Source organism: Reticulibacter mediterranei, assembly GCF_016587455.1.
The window spans coordinates 1,712,860-1,727,905 of sequence record NZ_BNJK01000001.1 but is presented as its reverse complement, the minus strand read 5'-3'; the positions used below and the strand labels follow the sequence as shown (position 1 = coordinate 1,727,905).

Genomic DNA, 15,046 nt, shown 5'->3' with positions numbered 1-15,046 from the left:
CTTTATCTCAGTGGCGCAACCATGAGGTAAAAAACGTCAGTGGGATAGCCTTTATCTCCCATCGCACTGGTGTGGTATGTTAGGAAAGGGTTATAATTGGATGTCTGGGCAGAAAATACTCGTTGTGGATGATAGCTGGACAGAGTTGACCATGATCGCTGCACCGCTGCGCAATAGCGGTTTTGAGGTAGTAACCGCGGTCGATGGCGATGAGGCGATGGAGAAAGTTTTTAAAGAACGTCCACAGTGTATTGTCCTTGATGTTGTGCTTCCGAAACAAAACGGTTTCCAGTTATGTCGTAAATTTAAAAGCCTTGAGGCGAGCAGGCACATTCCAATCATTTTGTTGACCAGTAAGAACACTCCATTGGATAAAGCCTGGGGGCTGAGACAGGGGGCAGACCTCTACATGACGAAGCCCTTTAGCGAGGATGAATTAGTGGCTAGTGTGCGACGCCTCGTCTGAGGCGTCGTCACGCCGAGTTTTAGCATGGATGACCCTTGATGTGGCATTGATGCTTCTATAGCCTTGCCTGGGGAGTAATTTTTGTGTCCAGCGAAGATCGAAGAATACTACAACGTGATGAATTCGCTGCAATTCAGCAACTAAAAGCACTATCACCCACCGCCGCTTCATTGCAGTCGCAGCTAGCCCTTGCGCAAGCAGGGCGGCTTCAGACAGATAATCTTGCCGCCGGTGAAAATGGTGGCCCTCCCGTCGTTGGAGAGCAATATCTTGTTTTTTCTCTGGCCGATCAAGAGCTGGCTGTCAAGGCGGAAATGGTTCAAGGCGTGGAGCGCCTTATTGATGTGACCCCTGTACCAAACGTGGTCTCCTGGGTGAAAGGGGTCATTAATCTGCGTGGGTCTATTATCTCTGTGGTGGATCTCCGGGCGTTTCTGGATCTAGCGCAATTATCTTTTACCCCGCGTACGCGCTTGTTGTCCTTGCACCACAATGAGATGGTTATTTGTTTCGTGGTCGATGGGGTTAGTGAAATGTTGCCTATTCCTGCGGCCGCTATTGTTCCTGTAAATGCGCGTCAGGCTCGTATTCCACATTGGGCTGTTCCCTATGCTGCCGGGAGCGCATTGCTTGCTAATCGTAATCTGATCTTATTAGATGTAGCCCGTCTTCTTTTCTCTGAGAAAATGCAGCATTATGCGGCACTTGGATAGTATAGAGATAACTTGCTGGTTATCTTTACATATAGATAACTTTAATGATCAACAGGAGGTCGGCGGATGAATCCTGAACGCAATAAAGGTGGTATGACAGTAGATGCTCTTATGCAGACGGGCCTGGTTGTATCCATCGCTATTCCTGTCGTAGCCTTTGCTTTACTTGGTTTTACTTCTCTCTCTTTGGATCACACTACTCTAGTGTTAGTAATTGTTTTTTGTGCTATCATTGTATTGCTTGGTATTCTCATCGTAAATTATTTTGTGCAGCGCAGAATCAAAGAAAGAATACAAGGTCTGGTTGATGTGTGTCGCGATTATGCGGCGGGCGATCGCAGCGTGCGCGTTGGGGTGAATGGAGATGATGATTTTGCGGCACTTTCAATGTCTCTCAATACCCTCTTTGAAAATCAGACAAATTCTCCTGGTGCTACGTTTGCTGCTGCTGGCGGCGATGCTGCGGCTCTACAAGCTCAAATTGAGAAGCTGCTTCAGGAGGTCAGCGCTGTCGGTGATGGCGATCTCCGCGTACAGGCTGAAGTGACACCTGACACCCTCGGCGTTCTCGCTGACTCATTTAACTATATGATTGAAGAGCTGGCGAAGGTCGTGGGTCGCGTGCAGTCAACAGCTGTGCAGGTTACTAATGCTACACGCCGCATCCTTGATCGTTCCGCTGAGCTGGCGCAGGCCTCTGAAACGCAGGTGGCGCAAATCTCTCAAACGACTGAGGCTGTGGAAGCACTGGCAGGCTTTATTCAAAACGTGGCCCGCAACGCACAGCTCTGTGTGGAAGTGGCCCAGGAAGCACTTCGTAGTGCTGCTACCGGTCAACACGCCGTGCGTCAGACGATTGAAGGTATGATGCTTATTCGTGAAAACGTTCAAGAGACCTCGAAAAAGATTAAACGTCTCGGTGAGCGTTCTAACGAAATTGGTGAAATCGTCCGCATCATTGAAGATATCGCTGATCAAACGAACTTGCTCGCTTTGAACGCTGCTATTCAGTCTGCCATGGCCGGTGAACACGGACGCGGTTTCGCTGTCGTTGCTGATGAAATCCGTCTTCTCGCAGAACGTTCAACAGAATCTACAAAACGTATCGCAACCCTGGTCAAGAGTATTCAGGGTGATACATACGAAGCCGTTGTCGCTATGGAAGATAGCACACAAGAAGTGGTCAAGGGATCGCAACTTGCCGACGAAGCAGGACGTTCATTGAACTCTATCTACAGTGCTGTGGAACGACAGGCGCAAATGATTGAAGGCATCGCACGTGCCGCTAACGAACAGACCTCTGTTTCTGAGGCTGTTGCTGTTGCTATGGGTCGAATTTCTGAAATTACCCGTCAGACTGACGCTGGTACGCAGGAAGCCGCTGTAAGCGTGAGTTATCTGGCAGAACTGGCAGAGCAATTGCGTGCTTCTGTTTCGACCTTCCGCTTGCCTGATCGCAACAACGAAATGGGCGGTTCCTTCTCGAACGTGACCTCCGTCACGGAACTTCCTGAGTCGGCAGGCTTTGCTCCTGCTGCTGGGTCCGGTCCAATGATGGACAATGATTGGGGACAGGGATTCTCCGGTAACTTCCCGCCATTGCCCGAGCCTGGGAATACTGGTTCGCTAGTGGCGCTGGCCGCGCGTTCCGGGCAGCCTAATTTCGCCAATCAGCAAGACTTTGGTGGTGCGCAGTCTGGCGGCTTTGGTGCAGGACAGCAGGGATTTGCTCCTTCATCCGGTGGCCTGGGAGGAGGACAGCAACTCTTTGGTGGTGCGCAGTCTGGCAGTTTCGGTCCCTCGTCTGGCGCGCCTCAACCTAACTTTGGTGGAGGACAACAGTTCGGGAGCTTCAATAGTGCTCCACAGGACTTTGGTGATTTCGGGAGTTTTGACAGTCAGCCGACTTCTGGCGGAAATGGTTTTGGATCTTCCCCGCAGTTTGGTTCATTGTCCGGTTTCGGCAATCAGGGCGGGAATCAGGGTCAGCCTTTCTATCCCAATCAGGCTCCTCCAGCTCAGACACCAAATTCAGCCCTTTTGCCCCCTCCTCAGCAGCCAGGGCAGCAGAGTGGCGCTCAGCAGCGTCCTCGCTGGCAGGGAGGTTCTCAGCCGAATCCAGGTCAATCTCCATTCAATCAGGACCAGATGCCTTTCTCGAATAATGGATAATTGGGCTTAGTAGCAAGTGAGTGTCACGTGGCACAGTCTTCCTACAAACAAATAGGAAAATAGTGCCCGTGACATTTAAGATAGTTAAGTGGGTTTGCGCAACATGTCGAATACATCATTTGATAAACTATCAGTTCTCGATTCGTTTATCGAAGAGGTGAATAGTTATTTGCCGGAAATCGAGACGAACCTTGAGCGTCTGGCACAGTCACCTGGCGACATGGATGCCCTTGAAGAAACTTCCCGCCATACTCATACTATTGGTGGGGCAGCTTCCATGATGGACTTTCCTGGTCTGGCGCATGTGGCACATGGGATGGAAGATATCTTGTGTGATGCTTTGGATGGTTTGACGACGCTTGATGAACCCACTCTGGGGCTTTTACAGCGTTCTCTCGGTCGATTGCATCAACTCCTTGAGGGTATTCGTAACGGCATTAATGAAGAAGCTGTGATCGCGGAGGATGATGCTGATTATTCACGCTATCGGGCTTCGATGGAGGCATCTGCGCCTTCAGATGTTCAATCCAATACAACTTATCAGACGATGATGGAAGTACCTCCATCGTATGATACATCTTTTTACCCTGTAGACACACCCCAGGGGCAAGGAATATATACTTCCTCTCCGGTTGTACAACCTTTTGAGTTGTCCGGGCCTCCATCTTCCTCTTCAATACCCACATTTGATGAGGTGCTGGCTTCATTTCGTACTCAGCCAGTGAACCCTTCTGAGGATGTTGCATGGCCTGAAGAGTCTGTTGTTCCTGATCCCTTTGATATCTCGATTCAGGAGCCTACGCAGCCCGAAATGCGTTCTGTACAACCTGAAGCGTCGAACTCTCTCCCTCCTGTGCCGCAGCCGGCGCAGTTTCAGCCACAGGAGAGCTATTCATCCAATACAAGCGCTTTAGAGGCTCTGGCAGCTTCAATACGCAAGCCTGCCCCTGATGTTGTGCCTCCGCCAGCGCCCTCGGTAATGCCTGCCTGGGAAACTTCTCCTACTTTCGTCGAACACTCGCCAGCGGCTTTTGAGAGCACACCGACCATTTACGATAGCAATATTGTTCCTGTCGTTCCCGGACAAACTGGCCCGGAGACGACGGGGGAAGATACTCTACCACAGGTCTATGACGATGCACAGAAAGACGCTCAATCGTTAGAGACTCAGGCAGCCTCGCTCAAAAATATCCTGTTACAGCTTCGTTCTTCCATGTCTGTGATTGAAACGCAGCGTGCCGAGTTTAAAGGCTTCCTCGATGGTTCGAAGGATGCTCTGGATCGCATGGAAGATTGGGCAGGGAAGGCTATGGGGTTAAACCTGCGCAATAGCCCTGAACAGGTGCGTCGCTATCTGCCTCTCTCTGTGATGTGGGTAGCAAATAGCAAACTGAAAAAAGTTCTTGATCTGCTCAACCAGATCACTGGCGGCATCGAGCTGACAGACGAGCAGATTGCCGGGGCGATTCAGCAGTTACATGCCTCTATCGCGGCCTGTGGCGATGCCTTCCGGCAGATGCAGGTCCAGGCCTCTACCCACACTCTGCAAGAGCAGAACGGGTGGACGCCCTGGGATATGCAGCTCTCTCACGATGGTATGCATGAGCGGGTGACGTTTGAGCGACATGGCGATCTACAAGCTCTCCGTGCTGAGATAGAAGCTCAAGTGCGCGAGGAGTTGCGTCGCGAATACGATGCGAATTCTATTCCAGCGATGGCTCGTATAGAGCTTGAACAGCAGATCCGCAACCAGGTACTTCAGGAGTATGAGGCGAAGCAGCGTTTGCAAGGCAGCACGACCAGTAGCATGGAAGTACCCGAGTCATTGCAAGAACTGGAAGCACGTTTGCGCAATGATATTGAGATCCAGGTACGTCAGGAGTTCTTGACGCAGATTATGGGCGAAGGCGGAGATGCAAGCGTTGCCTCACGTCTGACATCAACATCGGGAGACTCACCATCAACAGTTGCAAGCTTTGTTGATCGTACGTATAATGCTTCGACTGCTGCGCCGCCGACTGCTGCGGGTGCTGCTCCTGTCCCGATGGCTCCGCTTCCACCACCTCCCGCGCCAAAAGCTGGCATTTCCTCGACTTCCTCCTTTGCCAGCGATTTTGGTGAGGAGGCAACAGAGATTTTCCGCTTGGAGGCGGAAGAGCATCTGCAAACAATCGGTACGCATGTCGCGGCACTGGAAAAAGCACCTACGAACCGCGAACTCATTCAGGGCATTCGTCGTGCCACCCATACGCTCAAGGGCGCTGCTGGTATGATGGGATTTCGCGCCATTGCCGATCTCAGCCATATATCAGAAGACCTCCTTGACAGTATTATGGAGGGGACGACCGCAATTTCACCAGCCGTGTTGAGTATTATTCTTGATACAGCTGAAACGCTTGATGTGCTTATCACTGGAAAAGAGAACAATCCGCAGACAGAGGGTGCTCGTGTGCAGGCGTTGCGCGTTCGCTATACAGAGCTACTAGGTGAGCAGAACACCTCGTCTCTACCAGAAGACGAGGAGGATATTGATCTAGAAGCCGAGATGCCTGCTACGTCAGGGACGGAGGCCAGTGCCGTTGCCAGTAGTGTGGTTGGTGTTGAAGGGGCGGAGTCGAATGCTCAACGCGGCGCACGCGGCGACCTCAATGTGCGCGTTCGCCTGCAAAAACTTGACGAACTGGTGAACCTGTTCGGTGAGTTGCTGGTTAATCGTAGTGTGTTGGAAGAGCGTGTGCAGCGTCTTGTGCGTTTGGTTTCTGATGTCGGCATCAGTAGTAACAGGTTGCGTGAAGTTGGACAAAAGCTGGAGAGCCGCTTTGAAGCTGCGACATTGCCCAGTGGTCGTTCGATTCAGGTTCCTCCGGGAGAGGGCGATCAGAGCTTGATCGTGGCAAATGGTCATAAAAACGGCCAGGGAACTGCGGAGCCAGCTCACCTCTCCGAATTTGACGAACTGGAGCTTGACCGCTACACCGAGTTCCACCAGTTGACTCGCGGTTTGAGCGAAGGTATCTCAGATATGGCGACGTTGAGTACTGAGATGGAAGCGGTTATCCGCGAATGTGAAAGCGTGTTTGCGCGTGAAAACCGCCTCAGCACAACGTTCCAGGATCGCCTGATGAAGGTGCGTCTGGTGCCGCTCTCGACGATGACTCCGCGCCTGTATCGTGCCGCTCGTGCGGTGGCATTGAAGCAACATAAGGAATTTGAGTTCCTGCTGGAAGGTGTGGAGACTGAGGTTGACCGTACCGTGTATGAAGAGGTTGCCGCTCCTCTGCTACACCTGATGCGTAACGCCGTCAACCATGCTCTTGAGACGCCAGAGGTGCGCATACAGAAGGGCAAACCACCCGCCGGACAGATCAAGCTATCGGCTTCGTATGATGGCAATCAGGTTGTGATTACTGTGCGTGATGATGGCGTCGGTATTGATGCGGAGCATGTGCGCCATGCTGCTATTTCTCGCGGCCTCATTCGCGCGGATCAATCCCTCAGTCAGAGCGATCTCATCGACCTTATCTTCCGCCCGGGATTTTCGACTGCCGCTGTGCTGAGCGAGGAGAGCGGTCGCGGCGTCGGCCTGGATGTGGTGCGTGATAGCGTTTCTCGCCTGCGTGGAACGTTGGAAGTAGAATCAATGCCCGGCCAGGGTACTGCCTTTACGATGAAGTTCCCAACCAGCCTGGCGATCCAGAACGCGATGATGGCGCGTGTGGGTGGACAACAGTTCGCTATTCCTACTGTCAACGTGGAGTCGATTGGTCGCCTGGATAACTTCAAACGCGGATCGCTTGGAGGTCAAGTAACCATTCTGGTCCAGAATGAGCATTATCCTTTGCGTATGCTGGCGCAATATCTGTCGCTGCCAATTGGCTCTCTCGATGAGAAGGCGCAGTTGTTGATTGTCAACGTGAGTGGACAGCGTGTTGCTCTGGTGGTGGATGAGATCAAGGGCCGCTATGATATCGTGATGAAGAGCCTCGGGCCTCATTTGCGACAGGTTCACGGTATTGCTGGTGGTACAGTTCTTGGTAATGGTCAGGTGGTGCTTGTGCTTGAGTTGAGCGACCTGCTGTCTGGCGGTGCTAAGCTGGTGGCGAATGTTGCCGGCAGCGCTCAGATGCTCACGCGCCAGGAAAGTATCGCGGCATCTGTGCCTCAGACGCCGGTGAGACAGAGCGTTGATCTTTCTGGGAATCGTCAGAGTATCGCCCCGGTACGGCCCGGAGCCGCTGCGGTGCCCGAGCGTGGGAAGCATATCCTGGTCGTTGACGATAGCCCCAGCGTGCGGCGAGTTGTGAGTACTATGCTCAAGAGTAACGGCTGGGAAGTGCAGATGGCTCGTGATGGTGTAGAGGCGTTGGAGATGATCTCATACGAGACTCCGGCAGCTGTCTTGCTCGATATCGAGATGCCTCGTATGGATGGGTACGAGCTGATTGCAACAGTGCGTGCGCAGGAACAATATCGTACACTACCTCTCGTTGTGCTGACATCTCGTGCAGCCGCAAAGCACCAGCAACGTGCGATGCAGCTTGGGGCAAGTGCTTACGTGGTCAAGCCATACCAGGATGAGGAACTGTTGGGAACGCTCAGATCTCTGGTCTATGGCGCTGCTGTTCGCTAGTATGTTATAACGGAGGATGCTGGTATGGGCGTTGAACGTGCTGTTACTCGCTGGTATGTCCAGCGTCAGGTGATCCTTGATGAGATTGCTCTGTTAGAGGCATCGTTGCAGACAGAGCATGAGCTTGGGGAGAGCGGAGAGACCAATGTGGTGAGAGCAGACGCGGCCAGCGAGTATACAGCTAGCATGTCGAAATTAGCAATGGCCCAGGAGCGGTTACGCCTCCTGGGTCCATGTCCAAAACCAATGATGGGCTAGATAGTGACGCGTGCAACAGCAGACGCGATCCTTTGGCCCATTGCTTTTGTTCCCAGCACCTCTTTTCCCTCTTCGCGAAGATCCTCTGTACGATAGCCCGCGTTGATACACTGTTCGACGGCTGTTTCAATGGCGTCGGCTTCCTGTGATAGTTCCAGCGAGTAACGTAGCAGCATTGCCGCCGAGAGAATGGTAGCAATCGGGTTTGCCTTATCCTGTCCCGCGATATCCGGAGCTGAACCGTGAATTGGCTCGTAAAGGCCAAAAATGCCATGTTTGGTTCGTCGCGTGCCCAGACTGGCAGAAGGGAGCATGCCCATTGATCCGGCCAGCATCGACGCTTCGTCGGTGAGGATATCTCCAAAGAGATTTTCTGTGACGATCACGTCAAAGCTCGTGGGACGGCGGATCAGATGCATGGCGCAGGCGTCCACCAGCAGGTGCTCGAATGTGACATCCGGGTAATCGGCGGCAACGCGGTTGGCGACGCGCCTCCAGAGTACGGAGGAGCTGAGGACGTTGGCCTTATCAACTGATGTCACTTTTTTATGTCGTCCTTTCGCGATATCAAATGCTACGCGAAGGATACGCTCGATTTCCGCCTCAGTATAGAGCAGCGTATCGATGGCTTCGATACCATTGGCGGTTTGACGGATCTCACTTGGCTTCCCCGGCGTAGAGGGTTCCAGATGCCCATAATAGAGGCCGCCAGTCAACTCACGAACGACGAGCAGATCGGTTCCCTGTAACACTTCTGGCTTAATTGTGGAGGCGTCGAGCAGCGCTTTCTGGGTGCGAACGGGGCGCAGATTGGCGAAAAACTGTAGCCCTTTGCGCAGACGGAAGAGCGCCTGCTCCGGCTTGACTTTTGCGTCTGGTTGAGGAATGCCGCCAACAGCTCCCAATAAAATAGCATCGCTCTGCTGGCACAATTGTATCGTAGCGTCAGAAATAGGCTCTCCCTCTGCTGCGATAGCAGCCAGGCCCACTAATGCCTGATGGAAGGTAAAGGTATGCCCATAGCGCTCTCCTATAACTTTCAACACCTCTATTGCCTGCGTAGTGACTTCAGCGCCAATACCATCTCCGGGTAAAACAGTAATCGTATATGTACCCAAATCGAAACTCCTTTGCTAGAAGGGTCAAATGTTTTTTTATCATACGCCCTTAGCGATATGAAAACAACTCTCTAAATGGCTGTTTGTGGGCAGCTGTCTTGCTTTTATTGGCGCGCTAGAACGTATGGAAGCAAGTATAGTTGACTCCGAGTGATGTGTCCAATGCCTGTTTTTTGTCGAGTTGATCGTGCCAGGGCATCAACCGGGGGAGGCAAGGAGAATGGGTCATCACAGGGCTTCCCCGCTCACTGTTTCTAGCACGGGTGGATTGTGCGTGCTATAATAGTGACGAGATGAAGTAGACAAATCACTCCTGTCTCATTGCGCATTTCTTCATTTATCCAAACTGAGCAATAGGTGCTGCTAAACCTTTGCGTAGGAGAAATATTATGAGCAGCAATAGTAATGAAAATAGTCAAACTGCAAATGGGAAAACGTCGGTTCCTGGTGTTCGACGTAAACCGGTGCCAATTGTTATGGCAACTGGTCCCCAGGAATATATTCCAGGAGATCAAGAGCTTCCAGTTCAATTAACCAGTCTTGCAGATATGTTACAGTGGGCGCAGAACTGGGCACGCTCCAAGTCAGTCTGGCCGCTGGGTTACGGGCTGGCCTGCTGCGCGATTGAGATGATGGCTTCTGCGCAGTCCCACTATGACCTCTCTCGTTTCGGTTCTGAGGTCTTCCGTTCCAGTCCTCGCCAGGCCGATTTGATGATTGTGGCCGGGACTGTCTCCGTGAAAATGGGGCCACGCCTGCGCCTCCTGTGGGAGCAGATGCCCGAACCCAAATGGGTATTGAGCATGGGGCAATGCGCCAACTCAGGTGGCGAGTTCTACGATAGCTACTATACGGTTCAGGGCGTTGATACTATCGTGCCCGTTGATGTCTATGTCCCTGGCTGTCCTCCTCGCCCGGAGGCGTTGATTGAAGGCATTCTGAAACTGCGCGAGAAGATCGCTAAGCAGGGTCTCAAGGTGCGTGGCGAGAAGGAAATAGAGGTGTAATCGATGCGAGGTATCCTTGAAGGTATGGGCCTGACCTTTAGCCATCTCTTTCGGCCAAAGGTCACGAGGCTCTACCCCTATGAGAAACCAAAATTGCCGCCGCGTAGTCGCGGCCTTATTCAATTAATCGCTGAAGAAGGCTTGAAGACAGAGTTCAATTTGAAGTGTGAAGCCTGTTTGCTGTGTGAAAAGGCCTGTCCCCCACGAGCTATTACGATTGAATACGAGCCGATGAACGAGTGGAAAGAGCGCCCCTGGTATAAGTCGTATATTCGCGAAGGGGCCGAAAAGTTCACTCCACGCAAGATTCCCCCAGCTTCAGGCTCACCAAAGGCTGGCTTTTATAAGACGCGCATCTCTGAATATGCCGTTGACTACTCGAATAAGCCGGTCGCTCCCTGTGTGGCAATGCCAGTAAAAGACTACCTGGAGCCTCAGATTGATCTGAGCAAAGTTGATGCTTTACTGGACTCCTGGTCATACGAAGCTGGCACGTTGCCTGATCTGTTGGACGCCATTATGGATATCTATGGCTATTTACCCATGCAGGCGGCCAAACGTGTTGTCCAGGCTCGTGGCGTCGATCTCAGCGATATCTTTGGGATCGCTACGATGAGTCCCAAGTTTAAACCTGCACCTGCCGTTAAAGGGATCACACGTGATGATCAGCCGGAGCGTGGTCTGGCACCGGATAAACGTGGTGTGTGGGGCAATATTAATCATGTGAGGCAGCCATATGCCTGATTTTGCAAAATCTTATCGCTTATTGCGGCGGTCGGGAGAAGCTCCACTTCGCTCCCTCGCTGCCTATCGCGAGACAGGCGGCTATTTGGCTTTAGAGAAGGCGCTGCGTCAGCAAACACCGGAACAGCTCATTCAGCAAGTTACCGATGCGCAACTGCGAGGACGCGGCGGTGCTGGTCGCCTCGCCGGTGAGAAGTGGCGCATCGTTCGCCAGTCTCCCGATGACCAGAAATATGTTATTTGTAATGCCTATGATGCTGATAGCCGCTCCTATGCTGCTCGTACGTTGCTGGCTCAAAATCCTCATCAGGTGATTGAGGGGATCGTACTGGCCGCTTACGCAGTGGGGGCATCGGAAGCATACCTTGTTACTCGCAGCTTCTTCAATGAGGGGATTGAAGCAGTTCAGGCCGCGTTAAAAGAGGCAAGCGAGGCCAATCTGGTTGGGCGTGATATCCTGGGAACAGAGTTCAGTTGTAATATCACCGTGCTGGCTCTGGATATGGGCTTCATGGGCGGTGAAGAGACGGTTCAAATCGCTGTGATTAAGGGGCGTCGTGGTATGCCTGAGCAGCGGCCACCGTTCCCGGCTCAGTACGGCCTGTGGGATAAGCCAACAGCCATCAACTCGCTCGAAACACTGGCAAACGTTCCCGTCATTGTGCGCGATGGGGCGGCAGCTTTCAAGAGCGTTGGTACGGCTACTACCGGTGGCACAAAGCTTGTGACCGTTTATGATCTCGTTCCTGATAGCGCTCCAGTCGTGGTCGAAGTTCCCTTTGGCACTCCTCTCCGCGAGATCCTGGCCTTTGCAGGTGTGAACCGCGCTCCGGATCAGATGCGCGCTGTGGTCGTTGGAGGCGCTGAAGGTGGTGCTCTCCCCCCGCCATTGCTCGATACTCCTTATGATTTTGATCCGGTAGAAGATGCTGGCGCGATTATTGGTTCGAGCATTCTTGAATTGCTCCCAGCGGGCACTTGTATGGTGTCGTGGGCGATGGAGCGCAGTCGTTATCTTAGCAAAGAGACGTGCGGCAAGTGTGTGCCATGTCGCCTGGGAGTGAAGCGCATCACGGGTATTCTTGAGGGTATCATCAGTGACCTCGGTGTGAATGGAGATCTTGAGGTACTGGATGAATTCGCGGCCTATGTTCCCAACGGTTCGATCTGTGGTTTTGGGGTACAGGCAACGAATCCGCTAAAAACTGCTAAACGTTACTGGCCTGAACATTTCATTATGCACATTCAAGAACAGCAATGCCCGACGGGAGCGTGTGTGCCGGTTCGTTCGCATCGCTTTGTCACAAAGCACGTATTGCCTTAGTATCATCAATTCGTTCTTTATCAACGAATTTCATATGCGACATTGAAACTGAATTCCGTCGTTGTTCATTGTCTGAACGTTGTTGCTCGGAAGAGGAAGTTCATTCATGGCTATATCAGTCCGAGATAATTTCTCACTCAGCGCTCAGGAGCCACAAGGCCCACTGGTGCGTAATGAGGTGGGGCATCCCAGCTTTACCATAACCGTTGATGGCAAGGTGATGCAGGCGTACGAGGGACAGACGATCCTGAGCGTTGCCATCGATAACGGCATTCACGATATTCCAAACCTGTGTAATGACGAGAAGCTGGAGCCAACCTCCGCCTGTCGTATGTGTCTGGTTCATATCGAGGGCGCTGATCGGCCGTTGCCCTCGTGTAATACGCCTGCCCAGCCCGGTATGGTAGTGACTACCAACTCCGATGAGTTGTTCCACATCAGGCGCACCAATCTGGAATTGATGCTCTCAGACCACAATGCGTATTGTCAACCTCCCTGCCAGGTGGATTGTCCAACCCATATTGATATCCCTGGTTATCTGGAGTTGATTGCCAAAGGCTCGATGAAAGAGGCCGCTCGTCTGGTCAAAGAGGTCTTGCCTTTCCCCTATATTCTGGGCCTGACCTGTCCTGCTCCCTGTCAGAAAGCCTGCCGCCGTGCGCTGGTGGAAGAAGAGATTGCTATCTGTCGTATGCATGGGCATGCAGCGGAAAGCAGCTTGCTTGAACCGCCCGTACCGTACATTCAAGATCCACCTACAGGGAAGCGTGTGGCGATCGTGGGTGCCGGACCTGCTGGTCTGTCCTGTGCCTACTATCTGGCGCTGCGCGGTCACTATTGTAAGGTCTTTGAGCAGCAGCCGCAGCCCGGTGGCATGTTGCGCTATGGTATTCCTGAGTATCGCTTGCAGAAGGATATGATGGATCGTGAGATCAGCCATGTCTGGCAGCTGGGTGTCGATTTCCAGGCGAACGTTGCGCTGGGCAAAGACTTCACGATTGACGATCTGTTTGCGCAGGGCTTCGATGCCGTTTATCTTGCTATCGGATGCTGGACCAGTAATGATCTGCGCGTTCCTGGTGAAGATGCGGAGGGTGTCGTCAATGCTATTGCCTATCTGGGCGATAAAGTTGAGGGCAAGCCAATTCCAGTGAAAGAAGGCAACGAGGTTGTTGTCATTGGTGGTGGTTTCACCGCTTTCGACTGCACCCGCACCTCATTGCGCCTCGGTGCCAAAGTTCACACTATGTATCGTCGTGGCCGCAACGAGATGGGGGCTACACAGGAAGAGGTTGAGGATGGTGAGGCAGAGGGTACGCATTTGCAACTCTACGTGAGCCAGACGAGGATCATGACTGAGAACGGCAAAGTGACAGGCGTTGAGTTCCAGCGCAACAAACTGGGCGAGCCTGACGCCAGTGGTCGCCGTCGTCCTGTTCCCATTCCCGGCTCCGAGTTTGTGCTGGGATGCGATACCGTAATCCCCGCTATCGGCCAGGCGGTAGATACGAGTGTGCTGGATGAGAAATCAGGAGTGAAGTGGACCAAGTGGAAGACGATCCAGACCAATCCGCACAACTTCATGGCGGATCGCAAGGGTGTTTTCGCTGGTGGCGACTGCCAGATGGGAGCCAAGACGATCATCGAGTGTGTGGCACAGGGCAAACTGGGTGCTCGCTCCATCCATTCCTACCTGAGTGGAGAGGAAATGGACGAGGTGGCGCGGCGGCTGGAACTGGAGGAGCGCAAGCCTGATCTGTTCGATATCGTGCCTTACAAGCCGGTTGAGCCAAAGGTCAAGATGCCGATGCTGCCCTATGAGGAGCGCAAACGCAATTTCCGCATCATTGAGATGGGCTATCTCAAGGAGCAGGCGGAACGAGAAGCGGCCCGCTGCCTGCAATGTGCCTGTCCCGCCGCTGGACAGTGTGACCTGCAAAAGTACAGTATCGAGCATGGACTGGCTGATAACCGCTTCCACGATGGAGAGCCGAGCGACTACCATGATTATGAGACGGATCTCTCCCATAGCTTCATCTTGCGCGATCCCAACAAGTGCATCAACTGTACCCAGTGTGTGCGTGTCTGTCACGATGTGATCGGCCCTGACTGCTACGGCATGTTTGGCAAGGGTTTTGATACCATCGTTTCGACGCCTTTCAACGTGAGCCTGCACGAGACCGATTGTGTCTCCTGTGGCGCCTGTGTCCAGGTCTGCCCGACTGGATCGCTGATGATGGCTGAGCGCTATCTTACGCGCTACTCCTTCGCGCTCGATCGCTGTATCTTCTGCGGCGACTGTGTGGAGGTTTGCCCTCATGGTGCTTTGGGCGAAACCCCGAACTTTGAGTTGTCCTTCTTCAACCGCTTCGGAGAAGATGTCACGCTGGAGAAGGATGATCTGGCCAACGCGCCCACCTATCTGGTGCGTCAGCGTCTCCCACGCAGCAAGAAAGCCTTGCCTGTGATGAGTCCGCTGGTTCGTCCTCTGCCTGCTCGCAATATCCGCGAATAATCAGAAGACGTTTGTTTCAAGAAAATGCCGAACCTTTTTACACGGTTCGGCATTTTCTTTTCCTCAACTCGCATGGGGTATACTATAGATAGAAGTATC

The 15,046-nt window shown here is 52.8% G+C and carries 10 protein-coding genes; 9 read left to right on the top strand and 1 reads right to left on the bottom strand.

Annotated features, from left to right (window positions below; translation table 11 throughout):
- Positions 1-100 precede the first annotated feature (100 nt).
- From K3T83_RS07510 to K3T83_RS07490, 5 genes are all read left to right on the top strand, one after another.
- Positions 101-466, top strand: coding sequence for a response regulator transcription factor (locus K3T83_RS07510; RefSeq protein WP_220202351.1), 366 nt, complete (start codon positions 101-103; stop codon positions 464-466).
- 83 nt (positions 467-549) lie between these two features.
- Positions 550-1,179 carry a chemotaxis protein CheW gene (locus tag K3T83_RS07505; RefSeq protein ID WP_220202350.1) on the top strand — a complete coding sequence of 210 codons (630 nt, stop codon included), beginning with the start codon at positions 550-552 and terminating at the stop codon, positions 1,177-1,179.
- A 66-nt stretch (positions 1,180-1,245) separates the two neighbouring features.
- On the top strand, positions 1,246-3,351 hold the full coding sequence (locus K3T83_RS07500; RefSeq protein WP_220202349.1) for a methyl-accepting chemotaxis protein: 2,106 nt from the start codon (positions 1,246-1,248) through the stop codon (positions 3,349-3,351).
- 103 nt (positions 3,352-3,454) lie between these two features.
- Complete coding sequence (locus K3T83_RS07495; RefSeq protein WP_220202348.1) at positions 3,455-7,981, top strand: hybrid sensor histidine kinase/response regulator; 4,527 nt, start codon at positions 3,455-3,457, stop codon at positions 7,979-7,981.
- Positions 7,982-8,005: 24 nt separating this feature from the next.
- On the top strand, positions 8,006-8,239 hold the full coding sequence (locus K3T83_RS07490; protein WP_220202347.1) for a hypothetical protein: 234 nt from the start codon (positions 8,006-8,008) through the stop codon (positions 8,237-8,239).
- Here the strand turns inward: K3T83_RS07490 and leuB are convergent.
- Positions 8,236-9,357: a 3-isopropylmalate dehydrogenase gene (leuB, locus tag K3T83_RS07485; RefSeq protein WP_220202346.1), complete on the bottom strand. Its 1,122-nt coding sequence runs from the start codon at positions 9,355-9,357 to the stop codon at positions 8,236-8,238. The genes K3T83_RS07490 and leuB overlap by 4 nt on opposite strands.
- 476 nt (positions 9,358-9,833) lie before the next feature.
- On the opposite strand from leuB, the gene K3T83_RS07480 reads away from it, so the two are divergent.
- The 4 genes from K3T83_RS07480 (at position 9,834) to K3T83_RS07465 (ending at position 14,947) form a co-directional block, all read left to right on the top strand.
- The gene (locus K3T83_RS07480; RefSeq protein ID WP_373324588.1) at positions 9,834-10,364 is read left to right on the top strand and encodes an NADH-quinone oxidoreductase subunit B; all 531 of its coding nucleotides are present in this window, start codon (positions 9,834-9,836) and stop codon (positions 10,362-10,364) included.
- Between the two features lie 3 nt (positions 10,365-10,367).
- Positions 10,368-11,108: a hypothetical protein gene (locus K3T83_RS07475; protein ID WP_220202345.1), complete on the top strand. Its 741-nt coding sequence runs from the start codon at positions 10,368-10,370 to the stop codon at positions 11,106-11,108.
- The gene (locus tag K3T83_RS07470; RefSeq protein ID WP_220202344.1) at positions 11,101-12,432 is read left to right on the top strand and encodes an NADH-ubiquinone oxidoreductase-F iron-sulfur binding region domain-containing protein; all 1,332 of its coding nucleotides are present in this window, start codon (positions 11,101-11,103) and stop codon (positions 12,430-12,432) included. Before K3T83_RS07475 ends, K3T83_RS07470 begins: the two co-directional genes overlap by 8 nt.
- Before the next feature lie 106 nt (positions 12,433-12,538).
- Positions 12,539-14,947 (top strand): FAD-dependent oxidoreductase, encoded by a 2,409-nt coding sequence (locus tag K3T83_RS07465; protein WP_220202343.1) that lies wholly within the window; start codon positions 12,539-12,541, stop codon positions 14,945-14,947.
- The last annotated feature ends 99 nt before the right edge of the window (positions 14,948-15,046 follow it).

Excerpts from the sequence above, each read along its gene's own strand:
- K3T83_RS07465 (WP_220202343.1), top strand. The coding sequence starts at position 12,539 with ATGGCTATATCAGTCCGAGATAATTTCTCACTCAGCGCTCAGGAGCCA.
- K3T83_RS07480 (WP_373324588.1), top strand. The coding sequence starts at position 9,834 with ATGGCAACTGGTCCCCAGGAATATATTCCAGGAGATCAAGAGCTTCCA.
- K3T83_RS07490 (WP_220202347.1), top strand. The coding sequence starts at position 8,006 with ATGGGCGTTGAACGTGCTGTTACTCGCTGGTATGTCCAGCGTCAGGTG.
- K3T83_RS07475 (WP_220202345.1), top strand. The coding sequence starts at position 10,368 with ATGCGAGGTATCCTTGAAGGTATGGGCCTGACCTTTAGCCATCTCTTT.
- K3T83_RS07510 (WP_220202351.1), top strand. The coding sequence starts at position 101 with ATGTCTGGGCAGAAAATACTCGTTGTGGATGATAGCTGGACAGAGTTG.
- K3T83_RS07495 (WP_220202348.1), top strand. The coding sequence starts at position 3,455 with ATGTCGAATACATCATTTGATAAACTATCAGTTCTCGATTCGTTTATC.
- K3T83_RS07470 (WP_220202344.1), top strand. The coding sequence starts at position 11,101 with ATGCCTGATTTTGCAAAATCTTATCGCTTATTGCGGCGGTCGGGAGAA.
- K3T83_RS07500 (WP_220202349.1), top strand. The coding sequence starts at position 1,246 with ATGAATCCTGAACGCAATAAAGGTGGTATGACAGTAGATGCTCTTATG.